The organism is Bacillus sp. LBA3-1-1.1 (assembly GCF_040676495.1).
Classification (GTDB): Bacteria; Bacillota; Bacilli; order Bacillales; family Bacillaceae_G; genus Bacillus_A; species Bacillus_A nitratireducens.
Window position 1 is genome coordinate 122240 of sequence record NZ_JBEGIB010000002.1, and the last position, 20032, is coordinate 142271.

Sequence of the window (20032 nt, forward strand, 5' to 3'; positions counted from 1 at the left end):
ATAAAGAAAAGACCTGACAATCCAGTCAGGTCTTTTTCTTTTATTATTTTACTCCTACAGCATCATAAGCTTTCGTTACAGCTTGTACAGCTTTAGAGTTTTTACCGTATAAATCCTCTGCTGATTGAAGTGCAGCTTGGCGCATCATTTTAAAGTCAGAGTTTGCAGTTAAATATTTTGTAAGAGCACGATAGTAAATTTTTTCTGTCGCTTCACGACCTACTCCAGTTACTTTCACACCGTAATGTGTGCCGCCCTCAGACACTAAATACGCTGCCTTATTGTTAATACTACTGTTAATATGAACGCCGCCATTATCAGCTGTTCCAGTATAACGTTTATTATAGTGATCTGGGTAACCCTCACCTGGTTTTAATGGGTTTGGAATAGATGCTGGATCCTTCAGAGAACGAAGTGCATCACCAGGTTTACCAGGTGTATAAATATCAGCACCTAAATCCCAGCTCTTCTTCTCAACCATGACACCCATAATGTCAGATAACGATTCATTTAACGCTCCTGACTCATCTTTATAAACAAGATTTGCTGTATGTTCAGTTACAGCATGCGTTAATTCGTGGCCGATAACATCTAGTCCAGCAGATAATGGAATGAATGTCTTACCATCGCCATCACCATACATCATCTGAACACCGTTCCAAGCTGCGTTATTCCAAGATTCACCTACGTGAACAGTAGAAATAAGTCTCGCACCTTTATCATCGAAAGAGTTACGGTTAAATGTCTTTTTATAGTAATCATATACTTTTCCTGCATTCACATGCGCATCAACTGCCGCTTTATCTTCGAAGAACTTAGATTTACTTACAACTTCTTCTCCTGTATATCCAAGAATTTGTGAGAATAAATTAAACCAGTTTTCATCCATATTCTCTGCATCAAATGTATGGACACCTTGTCCTCGTGTACCATCAAATAAGTTGAACGCTCCTGTTTTCGTATCTTGAGCAATTTCAAATGATTGTCTAGCGCCTAATACTCCGTAACCAAATCCAGTAATGTGATCTACAGCATTATATTTCTCAATAACATTTCCATTTGTTGCATCAACAAAGTAATGCCAATATCCTGGAGCTGGTTTTGAAACCGATGCTTTTACAAGATATGCAAGATAGTATTGACCATCTTTTTCATACACATATAAATCTTTTTTCACACCATCATAATTCTTTACCTTGCCAATTTCTTTCTCAATATTAGCTTTTGCAATCGTTTCTGCTTGTTCTGCACTAATACTTGCAGATGAAGGAATATTTTTATCATCTAAACTCGGAATAACTTGTCCGAAAAATGCTTTTACATTATTCTCTTTATCAAGCGTAACCGTTTGATCTGAACCATACACAGGAATGTTATTATGCTTCTCAACTAACTTCACATGTGTTGTACCAGACTCAGCATCTTTTTCTTCACCAACGATATTGAAATGTTTGTCAATATTTCCCGCTAGTTTAAACATATCCTTTTTACTCTCTAAATATTGAAAGACCGTCTCTTTTTTATCTAATCCTTCCGGCGCTTTCCATTCTTCACCTATGTAAGCTGGCGTTTTAAACTCTTGGTGATACTGGATTTTTTGCTCTTCTGCTTTCGTCGTAGTTGCTCCAAATGCCCCAAACCCACTTGCGATAACAGTTAATGCTAATGCTGATGAAATTACTTGCTTTTTCAATCTAACACTCCCCATTCCCCTAAAAGTTTTTAACACTTTTATAAAATTCTGAATAACTCTCCTGATACCTGCTTCCAAAAATTGAGAAAGTTTTTTCTGTTAATTTAACTCACACAAAAAAGGATATCGTTTCCGATATCCTTTATCCTATAACTTTTCATCCCACTATTCACATACTTAAAACCACCATGGATTAAAATTTCACTTTATTCCATTTTCATTTCAATCGCTAAGTAATGAGAGTTTTCTTTCGCTTGAATGCGAATATCTTCTTCTACAGCCTCCGCTGCATCACGCGTTACGAGTGTTTCACCATTCACAACACTGCTACCTTCAATTTGTACAAGGTATAATTGACGCCCTTCTTGAACAGGAAACTGAATTTCTTTACCAGCCTCTAATGATAAAGAATATAAATTTGCATCTTGGTGAATATGAATTGGTGCATCTCCATCAGAAGGAGATACCATATGGAACCACTCATTTTCACGTTTACTCCAATCAAATTTAAACTCACCATAGTTCGGTTTATGACCATCACGGTCCGGTAAAATCCAAATTTGTAATAAACGCAATGTTTCATTTCCTAAGTTATGCTCACTGTGAAATACACCAGTACCTGCACTCATATATTGAACATGCCCACGCTCAATTGTCCCTCGGTTCCCCATACTATCTTCATGTGTTAATTCACCATCTATAACGTAAGAGATAATCTCCATATCACGGTGCGGATGCATATCAAAACCAGTTTGTGCCGCTATTAAATCATCATTCATAACACGTACTGCTCCAAAATTCATATTGTTTGGATTATAATAATTTGCAAAAGAAAAATGAAAATGTGTATTTAACCACCCGTGATTTGCTCTTCCCATATTTTTATGATCAACTTTTCTAAACATATCCTTCACCTCACATTATCTCGAAGTCGAGATAATTATTTTTAATTTTTATCACTGCAACTTCTTCAGTAATTCTAATAATTGTTTTTGTTCTTCTCTATTTAACTTATCAAATTGTTCTGCTTGAAATGTTTCTTGCGGCGGGACTATTTCTTCATATAGAACCTTTCCCTCTTCTGTTAAGGAAATATATTTCGTGGTGCCTTCTTGTTCACGCTGAATCCAATCGAGTTGCTCCATCTTATTTAAAAGTTGAGTAACATTTCCTTTCGTAACAAATAACTTATTTCCAAGCTCTTGCTGCGTTAAACGATCGTGTCCTCCAACTTGAACTAATACATCAAACTGAGCAGCAGATACATTCCACTTTTTCAAATGCTGATTCGTCTCACGAATACTTCTATTATAAAAGCGTGATAAACGAAACCATAATAGTAATCCAAGTCTTTCCTCTGCTTTCATTCCATCACCTCGCTCATTTGATACTATTAGTTTAGAACTAAACTTAATAAAGGTCAACAACTTATTTTTAATTAGCGACAAAACAAAAGCACAGCGACCTTTCTCCACTATGCTTCAGATTAAATTTCTATTTTTATATTCATCTAGCTTCCTCTCCGCGAAATGCCTCGCATCCTTCTCGATCCATCTTTCTTCGTATAGTTCATTTCCAACATATAGTACATCGTCCTTATGCTGCATCGCATGCCTAAATTCATGCAATAGCGTTTTGAGCACTTGTTCATACTCTTCCCACATACAAACGAAAATTAATTGCTTTTCTTTATGATAAAAACCACCTACTGGGAATAAAAATTCTTCTTCTTCTTCTCCTAATGCTAAAAGTACATGATTCGCATCACACGTATCACAAAAAATAACTGGCGTTGTACTTATTTCAATAAGAGAAAATAAATCATTTCTTAACTTTTTGACATCCCAAGGAAGCTCCGAATCCAACACATACCAATTTTCAACTTGTTGATATACATTTTGAAACTGGAGTTCCATTTCTCTATAATCCCCTTTCCAAACACCCTTTTCCTATATGTATGCCACAATATGGTAAATATTAAACATACTCTTTCTCACCCTTTAAAAAATGACAATAAAAAAGAATCTATGTCAGCATAGATTCTTTTTCCGTAATCACTTTTTTTTCATCATTTTCTTTAATATAAAATAACCAATTGCACAAACAATAGCAGCAAGTGAAAAGTATTTCACATATGGCCCAGCTACTTTATTAATACTTTCCCACTCTGTTCCTAATTTAAAACCTAAATATACAAATACAATTGACCATGGAATAACAGCTAGTGTAGTTAGCGTAATAAACTTAGCGTGTGACATTTTCGCAATACCCGCTGGTATCGAAATAGCATGACGCACAACAGGAATAAAGCGCGCTGTAAAAATAACACCAGTTCCGTAACGATTAAACCACGCTTCAGCATAATCAATATGTTTCTTCTGAATCAAAATATATTTTCCATATCGCTCAAGAACAGGTCTTCCTCCGTATCGACCGATCCAATAAATGAATAGTTGTGCGATTACACCACCAATTGTACCGAACGCGACAGCACCCCAAAATGTAATGCTTCCTGTTGATACTAAATAACCTGCATAAGATAATACGATTTCACTTGGGATAACCTCTAGCATTAATCCAAGCATAATTCCCCAATAACCAAGTCCTTCTAAAAAAACTAAAACTGAATGAATCAACTCTCCTAACATCATTTACCTCTCTTTACTGTTTTCATTGCAAAAAATAAAAGTACAAGCAGTAAATATCTTGTACTTTTATTTTTTTAAAATTTATCTAGTCTTCGTATCCCACTTAAAGATTTTATTTAAAAATTTATATACATTCTTTGACTCTTTCGTCAGAAGTGGACCTAAGATGGATAGTATAAGCACGTATAGTGCTGAGAATGGTTTCAGTACTGACATTAAACCACCGGCGATACCGATATTAGCCATAATAATGGAGAATTCTCCCCTTGAAACAATTGTTAATCCAATATTTGTGGACGCCTTATGCGATAATCCAGCTTGTCGTCCTGCAATCATCCCTGCTACAAAATTTCCGATTATCGTCAGAAGTACAGCACCTAACGTTAACCATATCGCCCCGCCTAATGAAAACGGATCGATACTTAATCCGAAACTGAAGAAGAAAATAGCTCCGAAAAAGTCTCTAAATGGAACAACGAGATGTTCAATTCTGTCACTATGCTCTGTCTCAGAGAAAACTAATCCTAAAAGAAGTGCTCCAATTGCTTCGGCAACGTGAATTGTTTCCGAGAAACCTGCAATAAAGAATAACGAAGCAAATACTACAATAATGAAAATTTCATCTGAACTAATATTGAGCAATCTATTTAATAACGGCGTAGCCTTTCTAGCCACAATAAAGAATAGAAGCATGTATCCTAAAGCAATTCCAATCGAAGTAAGAGCACCTAAGAAGGAAGCATGATCCCCTAGAACTAAACCAGAAACAACTGATAAATATACAGCAAGGAATATATCTTCAAACATAATAATTCCTAAAATTAATTCGGTTTCATTATTACCAGTTCTTCTTAAATCGACTAATACTTTTGCAACGATAGCACTAGAAGAAATCGTAATAATACCCGCAATAATTAAGATTTCAAGTAACGGGAAGCCCATTATAAATCCGTATAATAATCCAAGTGAAAAGTTAATTAAAATATAAATCGTTCCGCCAATCGCAATAGAACGTCCAGATTTAATTAGTTTTTTCATCGAAAACTCTAGCCCTAGATAGAACAGAAGGAACAGAACCCCAATCCTTCCAAGGAAGGAAATTACACTTGCACTTTCAATAAATTTGAGATCGATAACACCTATTGTCGGCGCATGCGGTCCTACTAACATGCCAAGAACAATTAGAAAAGGTATTACTGAGAATTTAAACTTTCCAGCGATTACTGCCGCAATTGCTACTAAAACTAAAGCTGTACCAACTTCAAAAATTAAAGTATCCATCTAGTCAGTCCCCCTATTCGAAAGTAACTCATTAATAATTTTTTTAATTTCTTCTCTCTCACCCGAAACTACAAGCATATCTCCTTCTTCAATTACTGTTTCTGGTCCTGGATTAAATAGCTTTTTCATATTCTTTTTCATAACTGCAATGATCGTTACGCTATATGTTTTTCTTATTTCAAGATCACCGATTGTTTTTCCGATCGCTGGAGCTGTATTCTCTACTTTAAACCACTCAATCGCTAAACCTTCAAAGACCATTTCAACATTTTCTAATGCCCTAGGCTTATATACCATTCCACCTAATATTGCTGCAATTTGTCTTGCCTCTGAGTCACGTAATGAAATACTTGAGATGCTTTCTTCATGGTCTGAATCAAAATGATACATTTCTCTACGCCCATCATCATGAATGACAATCACCATCTTTTCGTTACCTTTCGTAACGATTTGAAATTTGTAACCAATACCCGGAAGTTCACTTTCTCTAATATTCATATTTAGCTCCTCCACAACGATTTTTATTTGAATTTTCTGTTTTTCAGTCTTTTATTCATCCAATCCATTTTAGAAATTCTAACCATTCAGGATACCTGTGATTTGGGAATTTTTTATTGTAATAATAAGTGGCTCCTAAAAAGATACTTAAAGATGTAATGATAAAAAATAAATTACTTCTCATTTTCAAACTCTTAAGACTTACTTTCAATAAAGATTCTTCTTTCAAATTATCCCCTCTTTTTCGCTTTAAATTTAGTTTTTTAAAATGTAAATAATTCTAAAAATATTACGATGTAACATAATCATAACATAAAATACATTTAAGTAACGTGATTTTTTAGAAAAATTGATTCTGGTATATTTTTTGCATATAATTTTCTTATTACGAAAAAAAGGAAGTGTATTATATGATTGATATCTTTAGCAGATTCCTTGAGGTAACGAATAATATTTTATGGTCATATATTCTTATTGCAATGCTAATCGGCTTCGGTCTTTATTTCTCTTTCAAATTAAAATTTGTCCAAATTACTCATTTCGGTGAGATGGTCAGTTTAATTAGTAAAGGATTTAACCGAAAAGAAAAAAAGAAAGATAGCATCTCTCCATTCCAAGCATTTTGCTTAAGTGCAGCGGCACGTATCGGTATCGGAAACTTAGCTGGTGTAGCATTAGCCATTTCAATGGGTGGACCCGGCGCAATATTTTGGATGTGGTTTATCGCTATCCTTGGAGCAGCTACTAGTTTCGTAGAATGTACGCTCGCGCAAATTTATAAAGTAAAAGATGGAAGCAGGTTCCGTGGTGGACCAGCATATTACATGGAAAAAGGATTAAACAAACGCTGGATGGGTGTTTGGTTTTCACTTCTTATTACAGTTGCGTACGGATTAATTTTCAATTCTGTACAAGCAAATACAGTAACAATAGCGTTTGAAAATGCTTTTGGACTAGAGCGAACGATTGTAGGAGCTCTATTAGCTTTATTAGTTGCAGTTATTATTTTTGGTGGTATCAAGAGCATTTCACGTATTACAGAAATGATCGTTCCGCCAATGGCGATCATTTATATTGGTGTGGCTATTTTTGTCGTAATTAACAACTTCAATATGTTACCAAGCATTTTCACAGAAATATTTAACAGCGCATTCGGTTTAGACCAAGCTATCGCTGGTGGTATTGGAGCAGCAATCAAATTCGGAATTCAGCGCGGTTTATTCGCGACAGAAGCAGGTATGGGTAGCTCCCCTAACGCAGCAGCAACATCAGATGTATCTCACCCTGTAAAACAAGGACTTGTTCAAGCATTAGGTGTTTTCGTAGATACATTCTTAGTATGTACATCAACAGCGTTTATCGTATTATGTTCTGGACTTTACAAAGGATCAAATTTAGAAGGTATTGAATTAACACAACAAGCATTAAGTTCACAAATTGGACCGTGGGCAAGCACTTTCTTAGCGATTATTATTTTCCTATTCGCTTTCAGTTCTTTACTAGGAAACTACTATTATGGTGAAACAAACATCGCATTCATTAAAGAAAGCAAAACATGGTTACTGATTTATCGTGTTGCAGTTGTCGGAATGGTGTTCTTCGGATCTATCGCTGCCCTTCAAACGGTTTGGAGTTTAGCTGATTTCTTTATGGGACTAATGGTATTTACAAACTTAATTGCCATCTCATTCCTTAGCAAGTTCGCCTATGCGGCATTAGTAGACTATATAAAGCAAAAGAAACAAGGAAAAGATCCTGTTTTCGTTGCAAGTTCTATCCCTGGCTTACAGAATACAGAGTGCTGGGATGGACAGGATATAGAAGAGAATAAAAAAGCAGTATAATAATTAAAAGCAGAATCTATATATCAAACAAAATCCCTATTACTTCACAGTAATAGGGATTTTTATTTACAACAGTTCATAATTTGTTCAAATTAATTCCAGCAAAAGGGTTGATTTATACAAATTACTAGATTACAATAATTATAAATTAGTAATTGATATAACATAACAACTCAAAAGGAGATTGATCATAATGAACAAACAAGTAATCGAAGTATTAAACAAACAAGTAGCAAACTGGAGCGTTTTATTTACAAAACTACACAACTTCCATTGGTACGTAAAAGGACCTCAATTCTTCACATTACACGAGAAATTCGAAGAGCTTTATACAGAATCAGCTACTCACATCGATGAAATCGCAGAACGTATTTTAGCAATTGGCGGCAAACCAGTAGCAACAATGAAAGAATACTTAGAACTATCTTCTATTCAAGAAGCAGCTTACGGAGAAACTGCAGAAGGGATGGTCGAAGCAATCATGAAAGACTACGAAATGATGCTAACTGAACTGAAAAAAGGCATGGAAATCGCTCAAGAATCTGACGACGAAATGACATCTGACCTACTACTAGGCATCTACACAGAACTAGAAAAACACGCTTGGATGCTACGTGCGTTCTTGAATCAATAATATATTAAAAGCGGAAGCGGCTTGCTCAGAATGTGAGAGGGATGGAGCTTTTGACGTAGAGGCGCTCTTTGCCTCGCAGGAAAAAGCAAAGCCACCGAACATTCTAGCCGCTGGAGCTGGATAATACTTAAAGCGGAAGCGGCTCGTTCAGAGGCGCTTTTTTTATGAAGTAATCGTACTGAAATTATATCAGCGATTTTTCTAATGTACCGACAAAACACGACAATATTAGCACTCATCTTTTCTACTTTTATCAATATATCACAATCCCTTTTATGTTAAAATATAGGAAACACCCTTTAGTAAAATAGATCCAAAAAGCTTTTCCATATTCATCATTTACTACTTAAATGGCGGGAGTGGTTCAGTTGAAAGACTACTTAATTAGAGCATTTTTTGCGTTAATAACAGTTGGGATTGTCTTACTTATAGCTAATATTTTCAATATACGTGTCGAGGTTAAAGACTATGCTTTCCTCGTTGTTGTAGCGATTGGTGGCGGCTGGGGTGGCTGGTACCTGTATAAAAAACAAAATAACAATAACAATAAAGGCATTCCGAAATAATATGGAATGCCTTTATTCTATATTGCATAATTAAGCTTAAACCATTAATAAAAGCAGTCCCCAAAAACATCATAAAAACCCATATTCTATGGTAAATAAAAAGAATTCATTTTGAATATAGAAATAGTCCAAAATCTTGCATAACAGAGGTATGACCCATTTGCCGCAACATTGTGGCTATATTCCCACGGTGATATGCTCCGTGGGTGACGACGTGTAGTATTGTTTCAGAAACCGTCGTATCCAGGAGCCCAGCATATGGATTATCAACCTCAAACACTTTTTCATAATTTTGTTGACTACTTAAAAGTTCTTTATATCGTTTAGATAATTCATAAAAACTAGTTTCCATTTCCTCAATATTTTTTGTTTCCAGCTGTTCTTTCAATTGGTCTGTTTGTACCATTGCATCACTCATGCTTTTACCAGAAATAATCTCAAACCAGGCTAAATCTGTGAGGTAGATGTGAGACATTACTTTTGCCACCGAAGAAAAACCACTCTTAACTTCCTTATGGAAAATGTCTTGCGGTAGTTCTTTTAAGCGATTTAAAATAACTTCATTTGCCCATAAGTGGTAGTTATACATTTTTAATACAGAACGACCCATGCTCATTTCTCCTCCAATTTTCATTTTAATGATTAGATTATGATGCATAGCTGATTAAAAATTCCCAAAGGATTACATCTATAAAATTTATTCTGATTTCGATTAAAAAAACCTCTATTAACTTCATAAAAACATTCGCTATCTTCCACAATCTGACCCTTTAACGGAACAATTCTATGTCACTCAATAATTCCTTACTCACCTTTTATTCAGATCTTCTTTTTTTTAGTCATCAAAACATCCCTCCATCTACTTCCCCTCTTCGAACGATTTCACATCTCTCTATCAATATATTTAACCAAATTAAAAACACATGTCTTTTTAAAATAAACTTACATGTGTTTCCAAAAATCTATATAAAAAACAAGGTAATCAAAATGATAAAAGCATTCCAAAGTAATATGGAATGCCTTCCTTGTTATTTCCGTCTATAGTAAATAATGAAATTCAAGCCACTGATCAAACCAATCCCAATAAACATATTAAAAGATTGCACATCGCCACCTAGATTATACTCATCAACGATAAATCCAGACATAAACAACATTATCGCTGATACACCTATACACAATATCGAAATAAACCAAAGCGAAAATTCATTAATTAGCTCTTTCTTCTGTGTTGAAACAATTAGCATAACCAAAATAGATGCTGCTAAAATACTTTTAAAAACAGGACGTAAATGCAAAAACTCCTCCATCTATTTCTCCTTTTCAAAAAACATTATATCTCAACATTAATATATTTAACCAAATTAAAAACACATGCCTTTTCAAGATAAAATGACATGTGTTTCCAAAAATCTCTATACAATTGTATTATGATAGTTGCTTCCACTTCGTCCCCAAAACCGGACGCTCGTAATTTTGAATTTCATGAATTAATTTATCTGCCGTATCAGCTGCAACGATTAACTCTTTATTCGATGGGTTCATAAATCCCTCTTCAGCTGCACGTTCGACCATTTGCAGAATTGGTCCGTAAAAGTCTTTAATGTTCAATAAACCAACCGGCTTATTATGTATACCAATTTGTGACCAACATACAACTTCAAATAGTTCTTCAAAAGTTCCATATCCGCCTGGTAGTGCAATGAAAGCATCCGCAAGCTCTGCCATTTTCGCCTTGCGCTCATGCATCGTTTCTACTTCAATTAATTCTGTTAATCCTGTATGCACAATCTCTCCTCGAAATAGACCGCGCGGCATAACACCTGTTACACGCCCACCTAAGCGAAGAACTTCATTCGCTACTTCTCCCATTAAACCAACGCATGAACCACCGTATACAAGCTCATAATCGTTTTCAACGAACATTTTTCCTAACTGGATTGCCTGTTCTTTAAACTCTGGTCTTTCCCCTAAATTTGAACCTGCAAACACACAAATCTTTCTCATCCCTACACCCCAAAACTATATATTGTTATGATACAATGAACATTGTACAACATATTGAAGGGATGAGGAAGAAATGGATATCGTTGCATTTCAAAGATGGGTTGAGGAATTTTACGAAAAACGAAGCTGGTCACAGTATAATGCCTTTATTCGCTTAAATTTCTTAACTGAAGAAGTTGGGGAAGTATCACGAGTTGTTCGCGCTATTGAAATCGGCCGCGATCGTCCTGATGAAGATGCGAAAACAGAAGAAGAGCTAAAACAAGAACTAAAAGAAGAACTTGGTGATGTACTATCTAACCTTATTATTCTTTCGCAAAAATATGATTTAGATTTACAAGACATTATGGACGCACACGTCACAAAGCTTTCGAAAAGGTTCGAAGCATCCAAATGAGAATATTATCAACTATGGTATAATATTCTTGTCACAATAATAAGGGGGATTTTATGTTATCTAAAAAATTGCACGACGCATTAAATGAACAAATGAACTTTGAGTTTTACTCTGCCCATGCTTATATGGCAATGGCTGCTTACTGTACAGCCGAGAGCTATGATGGATTCGCTAACTTTTTCCTTGTACAAGCTGAAGAAGAACGTTTCCACGCAATGAAGCTTTACAACTATATTAATGACCGCGGCGAGCGCGCTATTATTACTGGATTTGATAATCCGAATAACGAATATGAATCTGTATTAAACGCTTTTGAAGTGGCACTTGAGCACGAGCGTGAGGTAACAAAACGTATTTACAACTTATCTGATATCGCTTGGGATGAGCGTGAGCATGCAACAATTACATTCTTAAAATGGTTCGTTGATGAGCAAGTAGAAGAAGAAGCTTCATTTGATAGCATCATCCAAAAATTAAAACGTATTACAAGCGATTCAAACGCACTATTTATGCTAGATGCTGAATTAGAGAAACGTACATTTACGCCTCCAGCTGAATAATATTTTAATCACCTTAATGAATGTATTAAGGTGATTTTTTATTTTCTCTCTAGCTTAAAATCACCTTAAAATTCCTCGTATTTGTCATAGCACCAGTAAAAAAATGGTATTATTTTCAATATAAAACAATATACGAGGAGAGAAAAAATGAACCAACGTGTAGAAGCTGTTGACGCCATTCGTGGTTTCGCTTTATTTGGCATTTTACTTGTTAATATGACATTAATCCAATTCGGGTTATTCGCTAATGAAAAACCCACTTATATTTTCGGAAAACTCGATGAAAGTGCTAATTGGTTTATTCAATTTTTCGGCACGCAGAATTTTATTTCCCTATTCTCTTTTTTATTTGGGCTTAGCATTGTTTTGTTACAAAACAGTATTATCGCAAAAGGAAAAAAGTTTTTCCCTACATATATAAGGCGTATTAGCATTCTTTTACTACTAGGTTTCATTCACGGCACCTTTGTTTGGTCCGGAGATATTTTATTTGCATACGGGCTTATCGGGATTTTCTTAATGATGTTTATAAATAGAAAACCAAAAACATTATTGATTTGGGCAACTATTCTACTCGCACTCATTGCACTTATGTCTTATCAAACTGATCCAAATACAAATATTAATGATTTTGCTCCTTATATTGAAAAAGAGCATAAAGTTCATGAAACTGGAAGCTATATGGATCATGTCAACTTTAGATTAACTGAAAATCCTTTCGAGTATATTGGGATTAACGGTTTCTTCGGACTAGTTTTCATATCAATTTTCGCAATAATTTTTATGTCCCCACTTTTCTTACTCGGAATGTATGTAGGAAAAAAGGGCTGGCTATTTGAGATTGATAAACACATACCTTCTATCAAAAAGATTTGGCTTATCACTGGTATTTTCTCTTTTACAATTAAAATCTTAGCCATGTTCGTAAAGCATCCAATTTTAATTATGTTACAAGATGGCCTTACATCAGTAACCATGACAGTCTTTTACGGAAGCACAATTATTTTATTATTCCATTACAAAAAAGCATCGCGCTTACTAACATATATGGCGAATACGGGGAAAATGTCGGTTAGTAATTACTTAGCTCAATCCATTATCGCAACAACAATTTTTTACGCTTATGGCTTTGGCTTATTCGGTAAAATCGGATACTTCTTCGGTATTCTTTTAACCATCGGAATTTATACGATTCAACTATTGGTTAGCACATATTGGCTACGGAAATATCGAATGGGGCCTGTTGAATATGTATGGAGACTGGGAACTTATTTAGAGAGACCACGATTTAAAAGAAGTTTGGATAAAGCAAGTTAAACAAAAAAAGCAATGAGCCCAATGCTCATTGCTTTTCTTATTATTAAAGCATAACCCCAACGATAATCGCTGATAATATACTTACTAACGTTGCACCGTATACAAGTTTTAGTCCGAATGATGATACAACATTTGCTTGTTTGCCATCGATACTCTTCGTTGCACCTGCGATAATTCCGATAGATGAGAAGTTCGCAAATGATACAAGGAAGATAGATAAAATACCTACTGTACGAGCTGATAACTCACCAGCTACTTTTCCAAGGTCAAGCATTGCAACGAATTCGTTCGTTACTAATTTTGTTGCCATAATTTGTCCCGCTGCTAGCATCTCTGATGTTGGAATACCCATTACGAATGCTAATGGTGAGAAGATATATCCTAAAATACTTTGGAATGTGATTCCGAAAATTGAATCGAATACACCGTTAATTGCTGTAATTAATGCTACGAAACCGATTAACATCGCCGCTACTGTTACAGCGATAGAGAAACCAAGCATAATATATTCGCCTAACATTTCAAAGAATGTTTGTTTTTTATCTTCTTGTAATTCTAAAATGTCGTCTTCTTCTTTCACGTCATATGGATTAATAATATGAACGATAATGAATCCGCTAAATAAATTTAGTACAAGTGCTGTTACTACATATTTTGGATCAATCATTTTCATATAAGAACCAACGATTGACATCGATACTGTTGACATTGAAGATGCACAAAGTGTGTATAAACGATTTTTTGGTAATTTGCTTAATTGATCTTTTACTGTAATGAATACTTCACCTTGACCAACAATTGCAGCTGCTACCGCATTATATGATTCAAGTTTTCCTAAACCATTAATTTTACTTAATACGAAACCGACTGCACGAATGATAATCGGTAAAACTTTAATATGTTGCAGGATCCCGATTAATACTGCTAAGAAAATAATCGGTAATAATACTGTTAAGAAGAATGGTGCTTGTCCATCGTTCGCTAAACCACCAAATACGAAATTAACCCCAGCTTCCGCAAATTTTAAAATAGCGCCAAATCCATCTGCAATCCCTTTTACTAATACAAATCCGACCTTTGTATTTAGTAAGAAATACGCAAGTACCAATTGAATGACAAGCATAAGTGCAATTGGTTTATATTTAATTTTCTTACGATCTGAACTGATAAGGAAACCTAGTACAAATACTACAAGTAAACCGACTAGAAACATTACTATTTTCATATGTGAATCCTCCACTTCTCCCACGAGTTATTGGTCGTATAACGTATAACGAATGACGTCTGACCATTGATGTTAAAAAAATTTAAAACCCCTAAATACTATTCAACTGTTTTCTAAAATCAGTAAGCGTTTACATAAATTGCAATTTATAAAAGGTAGCTTCTTCTCTCCTACCATACTTGAAAGTCTGAAATTGATACCACCTACAAATCAAATTGTAAGCGTTATCTAACCGAAATGCAATATAAATTTTAAAAGATTTTTATATGTTAATATATTCCTAAATAATTGGTTTTTTCATGCAAATTTACCATAAAAAATAGCCCTAGCTATGAGCTAGGACCACCCTTTTTTATCCCGCATTAACGGGCAGTAAGATCCCCACCTCAAAATGCAGCGAAAGCAAAGAAGTTAGGTGAGGGATCAACTGCCCGTAAATGCCCGATTGGTTCAACTAATAATCAGTGGGGGATGAACCCCCCCACTGATTAAAGTTTCACTTTATAACATAACACCAACGATAATCGCCGATAAAAGACTTACTAATGTTGCACCGTATACAAGTCGTAATCCGAATGATGAAACAACGTTTGATTGGTTTTCATCGATCCCTTTCGTTGCACCTGCAATAATTCCGATAGATGAGAAGTTCGCAAATGATACAAGGAATACAGAAAGAATACCAACTGTACGAGCTGATAAATCACCAGCTACTTTTCCTAGATCAAGCATCGCAACAAATTCGTTCGATACTAATTTCGTTGCCATAATTTGTCCCGCCGTTACCATTTCGGATTGCGGGATACCCATTACGAATGCTAATGGTGAGAAAATATAACCTAAAATAGCTTGGAATGTAATACCGAACATTGAATCAAACAAGCTATTGATTGCTGTAATTAACGCTACGAAACCAAGTAACATTGCTGCTACTGTGATCGCAATCGTGAAACCAAGCATAATATATTCGCTTAGCATTTCAAAGAATGACTGCTTTTTCTTATTTTCTAACTTCAATGTATCTTCTTCTTCCGTAATATCGTACGGATTAATAATATGAATAATAATGAAACCACTAAATAAATTTAATACAAGTGCTGTTACTACATATTTTGGCTCAATCATTTTCATATAAGAACCAACAATCGACATCGATACTGTCGACATGGAAGATGCACATAGTGTATATAAACGATGTTTTGGGATTTTACTTAACTGATCTTTTACTGTAATAAATACTTCTGCTTGTCCAACAATTGCAGCCGCTACTGCATTATATGATTCTAATTTTCCTAAACCATTTACTTTACTTAGCAAAGTACCAATGGCACGAATAAATATCGGTAAAATTTTAAAGTGTTGCAGAATTCCAATTAAAACGGCAAAGAATACGATTGGTAATAAAGCTGTTAAGAAGAATGAAACCTCCCCTTTATTAACAAGACCACCAAATACGAAAACGATTCCAGATTCAGCATATCCAAGAAGCGCTCCAAATCCATCTGAAATTCCTTTTACTAAAATATAACCAATTGGCGTATTTAATAAGAAATACGTTAACGCTAGCTGAATAACAAGCATAATCGCGATTGGTTTATACTTAATCTTCTTACGATCAGAACTTATAAGAAAACCTAGTACGAATACAACGAGTAATCCTACAAGAAACATAACAAACTTCATTAATAAAATCCTCCATTTAACTCTTCATTAACGTTGAACGTCTGACTACTCAAAACAAGAAATAATCCGAACTTTCCATTTCTCCTCCAAAACCTTCAATTCGATATGAAAAACCATAAAATCTCTTGTTTCAAAGCCATTTTCCATTCTAACATAAATTACAACTCACATCTGCAATTTTCTCAAAAAAATCACATTTTATTATAAACACCTCATTAATGTTCGTCTTTTCTCCCTTTCCCTTGTTCATTACTATAAAAAAAACGAGCATCAAATTTCTCTGATGCTCGTTCCATCTTTTATTATACAGCTTTTTCTTTATCTGCTACTGCTGGCTTGTCCCAACACTCTGTATTGTTTAAACCTGGAATAGAATCCGCATAAAAGACTGGATCTTTTCCTTGTTTCTTTTGCTTTACGTAATCTGATAATGCCGCGAAAGCATACTTAGAAAGGAATACAATCGCAATTAAGTTAATAACAGCCATAATACCCATGAATAAATCTGCTAAGTCCCAAACAATTTGAATTGTTGCTACAGAACCTAACATAACCATACCAAGTACCGCAATTCGATAAACATTTAGTAAAACTTTACTCCCATTTAAAAATTCAATATTTGTTTCACCATAGTAGTAGTTACCTACCAATGAACTAAATGCAAATAAGAAGATTGCAACTGCTACAAATATAGAAGCCCACGGTCCGATATGTTGACTTAATGCTTGTTGCGTTAATTGAATTCCGTTTAAATCAGCCGCTCCAGGCACATCTGATAATAAAATAATAAATGCTGTACAACTACAAATTAATAATGTATCTGTAAATACCCCTAAAGTTTGAATGAAACCTTGTTTAACTGGGTGCGTTACGTTAGCCGTTGCCGCAGCATTTGGCGCACTACCCATACCAGCTTCATTTGAGAATAATCCACGTTTTACCCCTAGTAAAATCGCAGCTCCTAATCCCCCACCTACTACTTCTTTAATTCCGAAAGCATGTAAGAAAATTTCTTTAAATACATACGGAATTGCCGTAATGTTTGTTACAACAACGAATAATGCAACTGCTACATATATAATTGCCATTACTGGAACAATCATTTCAACCGCACGTGCAATTCGCTTAACCCCGCCAAAAATAATGATTGCAAGTAAACCAGCCATAAACAGACCTACAAACTTACCATCTGTTTTAAATGCTCCATCAAAAGCCGCCGCTACTGTATTTGACTGCACGGCATTGAAAATTAATCCGAAACTAACTGTTATTAGAACAGAGAAGACAACCCCTAGCCAGCGTTTCTTTAAACCTTTTTCCATATAATACGCTGGGCCACCGCGGAATGCATTCCCATCTTTCACTTTATAAATTTGCGCTAATGTGCTCTCTACAAATGCAGAAGCTCCTCCGATTACCGCGATTAACCACATCCAAAATACAGCTCCTGGTCCTCCTGCTGAAATCGCAATTGCCACACCAGCTAAATTACCAGTTCCTACACGAGATGCTGTACTCATACAAAAAGCCTGGAACGATGATACACCGCTCTTCTCTTTTTGTGCTTTCCTCGTTTTCGAACTTGCCCCATCCCCAAGCAATCGAATCATTTCACCGAAGTAACGAACTTGGACAAATTTCACACGAAATGAAAAATAAAGCCCTAACCCAATTAACATCGCAATAATGATATATGACCAAAGGACATTATTTACATCCCCAATTAACTTAACTAAAAAATCCATAATTGCATTGCCCCCCTCTTCCTAACAATAAGAAAATTATATTCTAAAAACTTTTAGTAATCAAGAATTTTATGTTAGGTTTTATAACATGGATATGTCAAAAATCCTAACATATATGTTTTTTTACGTGAAAATATAACCAGTACGTACATTTATCCAATACTCAATCACTCATCCCATTCGACCAGTCATACTTTTAAGACAGTACGTTTCCTACAAATAACGAGAGGAATGAACAAACAAAAATTATATTAACAATTACCTCTCACCCTTTTCATCATTTACTACAACAAAAAAAACGAGCATCGAATTCATCTCGATGCTCGTTTTTCCTTATACTGCTTTTTCTTTATCTGTTACCGCCGGCTTATCCCAACACTCTGTGTTCGTTAAACCCGGGATAGAATCTGCACTGAAGACTGGATCTTTTCCTTGTTTCTTTTGTTTCACATAGTCCGCTAATGCTGCATATGCAAACCGTCCAAGAAGTGTAATCGCAATTAAGTTTGTAATTACCATTAGACCCATAAATAAATCTGCCATATTCCATACAACTTGAAGCGTCGCAACAGAACCGAATAATACCATTCCCACTACCGCAATACGGTAAATCGTTAACCAAGTTTTACTTTGTTTAATAAATTCAATATTCGTTTCACCATAATAATAGTTTCCTAGAAGTGAACTGAAAGCAAATAAGAAAATGATAATCGCTAAGAAGCTACTTGCCCACGAACCGATTTGTGAACTTAACGCCACTTGCGTTAATTCAATCCCCTCTAAATTTGTTGCCTTATACGCACCAGAACATAGTACGATAAATGCTGTTGATGTACATACTAAAAATGTATCTACTAATACTCCAATTGTTTGAATAAATCCTTGTTTAGCTGGATGTGTTACATCCGCTGTTGCAGCCGCGTTTGGCGCACTACCCATACCTGCTTCATTCGCAAATAATCCGCGCTGAATACCAAACTTCATCGCAGCACCAATACCGCCACCTACAGCTGAATCTAAACCGAATGCACCTTTAAAGATTTCTGTAAACATATCCGGTATTAAATAATAATTTTTAATAACAACGAAAATAGCTACTGCAATATAAACAATTGCCATCGGCGGAACAATCATTTCTGACATACGCGCAATACTTTTCACACCACCAAAAATAATAACCGCAACTAATACCGCTAATACGATTCCAACAACATAACGCTCAATACCAAATGCATTTTTAAATGCTAATGTAACTGTATTTGCTTGTACTGAGTTGAAAATTAGACCGTAACTAATTGTAATAAGGATAGAGAACCAAATTCCCATCCAACGTTTATTTAAACCTTTTTCCATATAATAAGCAGGACCACCACGGAAGCCACTGCCATCTTTTATTTTATAAATTTGCGCAAGCGTACTTTCTACGAAACTTGAAGACGCCCCGATAATCGCAATAACCCACATCCAGAATACTGCTCCAGGTCCGCCCATAGAAATAGCTAACGCTACACCAGCTAAGTTTCCAATACCAATACGAGCTGCTGAACTCATACAGAAAGCTTGGAATGATGATACACTGCCTTTTTTACGTGTCTTTCCAGTTAAACCATCACTCATTAATCGAACCATTTCCCCTAAATGAGTAATTTGTACGAATTTTAATTTAATAGAAAAATAAAGCCCTAAACCAATTAACATTGCAATAAGAATATATGACCAAAGAATTGTATTCGTTGATGAAACGAATTGTTCCAAAATATTCATACAATTAACCCCTCCTTTTCTCCATAAATCGAATTATATTCAAAAAATATTCAAAAATCAACATTTTTCGACACCTTATATCTTCCAAATATTAGGTTTCCATCACCAATACAATATTCTTTTATGATTTTACTTTCAGTCGCTGCACATACTAAACAAAAATAATTTCA

Annotated in this window: 20 protein-coding genes; 6 read left to right on the forward strand and 14 right to left on the reverse strand. The window is 35.1% G+C overall.

Going from position 1 to position 20032, the window contains the following annotated elements; all coding sequences use genetic code 11:
• Nucleotides 1–43: 43 nt before the first annotated feature.
• From MRBLBA3_RS03880 to MRBLBA3_RS03910, 7 genes are all read right to left on the reverse strand, one after another.
• Nucleotides 44–1693 carry a M4 family metallopeptidase gene (locus MRBLBA3_RS03880; protein WP_363379826.1) on the reverse strand — a complete coding sequence of 550 codons (1650 nt, stop codon included), beginning with the start codon at nucleotides 1691–1693 and terminating at the stop codon, nucleotides 44–46.
• A gap of 206 nt (nucleotides 1694–1899) precedes the next feature.
• Entirely contained in the window at nucleotides 1900–2598 is a 699-nt protein-coding gene (locus MRBLBA3_RS03885) for a pirin family protein (RefSeq protein WP_016130809.1), read from the reverse strand.
• A 51-nt stretch (nucleotides 2599–2649) separates the two neighbouring features.
• A complete protein-coding gene (locus MRBLBA3_RS03890; RefSeq protein WP_000642652.1) occupies nucleotides 2650–3060 on the reverse strand; it encodes a MarR family winged helix-turn-helix transcriptional regulator in 411 nt (136 codons plus the stop codon).
• A 114-nt stretch (nucleotides 3061–3174) separates the two neighbouring features.
• Nucleotides 3175–3609 carry a DUF3920 family protein gene (locus MRBLBA3_RS03895; RefSeq protein ID WP_000422809.1) on the reverse strand — a complete coding sequence of 145 codons (435 nt, stop codon included), beginning with the start codon at nucleotides 3607–3609 and terminating at the stop codon, nucleotides 3175–3177.
• Nucleotides 3610–3747: 138 nt separating this feature from the next.
• Nucleotides 3748–4341, reverse strand: coding sequence for a DedA family protein (locus MRBLBA3_RS03900; protein ID WP_363379894.1), 594 nt, complete (start codon nucleotides 4339–4341; stop codon nucleotides 3748–3750).
• An 81-nt stretch (nucleotides 4342–4422) separates the two neighbouring features.
• Nucleotides 4423–5622 carry a cation:proton antiporter gene (locus MRBLBA3_RS03905; RefSeq protein ID WP_002129832.1) on the reverse strand — a complete coding sequence of 400 codons (1200 nt, stop codon included), beginning with the start codon at nucleotides 5620–5622 and terminating at the stop codon, nucleotides 4423–4425.
• Entirely contained in the window at nucleotides 5623–6120 is a 498-nt protein-coding gene (locus MRBLBA3_RS03910) for a cation:proton antiporter regulatory subunit (RefSeq protein ID WP_001026076.1), read from the reverse strand. It lies immediately after the preceding gene.
• A gap of 410 nt (nucleotides 6121–6530) precedes the next feature.
• Between MRBLBA3_RS03910 and MRBLBA3_RS03915 the strand changes: the two genes are divergently transcribed.
• From MRBLBA3_RS03915 to MRBLBA3_RS03925, 3 genes are all read left to right on the forward strand, one after another.
• A complete protein-coding gene (locus tag MRBLBA3_RS03915) occupies nucleotides 6531–7964 on the forward strand; it encodes an alanine/glycine:cation symporter family protein (RefSeq protein WP_363379829.1) in 1434 nt (477 codons plus the stop codon).
• A 193-nt stretch (nucleotides 7965–8157) separates the two neighbouring features.
• The gene (locus MRBLBA3_RS03920; RefSeq protein ID WP_071734618.1) at nucleotides 8158–8598 is read left to right on the forward strand and encodes a Dps family protein; all 441 of its coding nucleotides are present in this window, start codon (nucleotides 8158–8160) and stop codon (nucleotides 8596–8598) included.
• Between the two features lie 368 nt (nucleotides 8599–8966).
• Nucleotides 8967–9164 carry a hypothetical protein gene (locus MRBLBA3_RS03925; RefSeq protein WP_098777796.1) on the forward strand — a complete coding sequence of 66 codons (198 nt, stop codon included), beginning with the start codon at nucleotides 8967–8969 and terminating at the stop codon, nucleotides 9162–9164.
• 106 nt (nucleotides 9165–9270) lie between these two features.
• On the opposite strand, the gene MRBLBA3_RS03930 is transcribed toward MRBLBA3_RS03925, so the two are convergent.
• The 3 genes from MRBLBA3_RS03930 to MRBLBA3_RS03940 all read right to left on the reverse strand — a co-directional run bounded on the left by MRBLBA3_RS03930 (nucleotide 9271) and on the right by MRBLBA3_RS03940 (nucleotide 11156).
• On the reverse strand, nucleotides 9271–9774 hold the full coding sequence (locus MRBLBA3_RS03930) for a DinB family protein (protein WP_363379896.1): 504 nt from the start codon (nucleotides 9772–9774) through the stop codon (nucleotides 9271–9273).
• A 418-nt stretch (nucleotides 9775–10192) separates the two neighbouring features.
• On the reverse strand, nucleotides 10193–10474 hold the full coding sequence (locus tag MRBLBA3_RS03935; protein WP_363379832.1) for a hypothetical protein: 282 nt from the start codon (nucleotides 10472–10474) through the stop codon (nucleotides 10193–10195).
• Nucleotides 10475–10592: 118 nt separating this feature from the next.
• Nucleotides 10593–11156, reverse strand: a complete 564-nt coding sequence (locus MRBLBA3_RS03940; RefSeq protein WP_363379898.1) for a TIGR00730 family Rossman fold protein — start codon at nucleotides 11154–11156, stop codon at nucleotides 10593–10595.
• Nucleotides 11157–11244: 88 nt separating this feature from the next.
• Between MRBLBA3_RS03940 and MRBLBA3_RS03945 the strand changes: the two genes are divergently transcribed.
• The 3 genes from MRBLBA3_RS03945 (at nucleotide 11245) to MRBLBA3_RS03955 (ending at nucleotide 13445) form a co-directional block, all read left to right on the forward strand.
• The gene (locus tag MRBLBA3_RS03945) at nucleotides 11245–11568 is read left to right on the forward strand and encodes a MazG nucleotide pyrophosphohydrolase domain-containing protein (protein ID WP_000355746.1); all 324 of its coding nucleotides are present in this window, start codon (nucleotides 11245–11247) and stop codon (nucleotides 11566–11568) included.
• A 53-nt stretch (nucleotides 11569–11621) separates the two neighbouring features.
• On the forward strand, nucleotides 11622–12128 hold the full coding sequence (locus MRBLBA3_RS03950; protein ID WP_000949403.1) for a ferritin: 507 nt from the start codon (nucleotides 11622–11624) through the stop codon (nucleotides 12126–12128).
• Between the two features lie 147 nt (nucleotides 12129–12275).
• Complete coding sequence (locus tag MRBLBA3_RS03955) at nucleotides 12276–13445, forward strand: DUF418 domain-containing protein (RefSeq protein WP_212088458.1); 1170 nt, start codon at nucleotides 12276–12278, stop codon at nucleotides 13443–13445.
• Between the two features lie 43 nt (nucleotides 13446–13488).
• Here MRBLBA3_RS03955 and MRBLBA3_RS03960 read toward each other — a convergent pair whose 3' ends face one another.
• From MRBLBA3_RS03960 to MRBLBA3_RS03975, 4 genes are all read right to left on the reverse strand, one after another.
• On the reverse strand, nucleotides 13489–14670 hold the full coding sequence (locus tag MRBLBA3_RS03960; protein ID WP_000706849.1) for a NupC/NupG family nucleoside CNT transporter: 1182 nt from the start codon (nucleotides 14668–14670) through the stop codon (nucleotides 13489–13491).
• 501 nt (nucleotides 14671–15171) lie between these two features.
• A complete protein-coding gene (locus tag MRBLBA3_RS03965) occupies nucleotides 15172–16353 on the reverse strand; it encodes a NupC/NupG family nucleoside CNT transporter (protein ID WP_000673865.1) in 1182 nt (393 codons plus the stop codon).
• 302 nt (nucleotides 16354–16655) lie between these two features.
• Nucleotides 16656–18098 carry an alanine/glycine:cation symporter family protein gene (locus tag MRBLBA3_RS03970; protein ID WP_097809415.1) on the reverse strand — a complete coding sequence of 481 codons (1443 nt, stop codon included), beginning with the start codon at nucleotides 18096–18098 and terminating at the stop codon, nucleotides 16656–16658.
• Between the two features lie 333 nt (nucleotides 18099–18431).
• A complete protein-coding gene (locus tag MRBLBA3_RS03975; RefSeq protein WP_001022946.1) occupies nucleotides 18432–19862 on the reverse strand; it encodes an alanine/glycine:cation symporter family protein in 1431 nt (476 codons plus the stop codon).
• Nucleotides 19863–20032 lie beyond the last annotated feature (170 nt).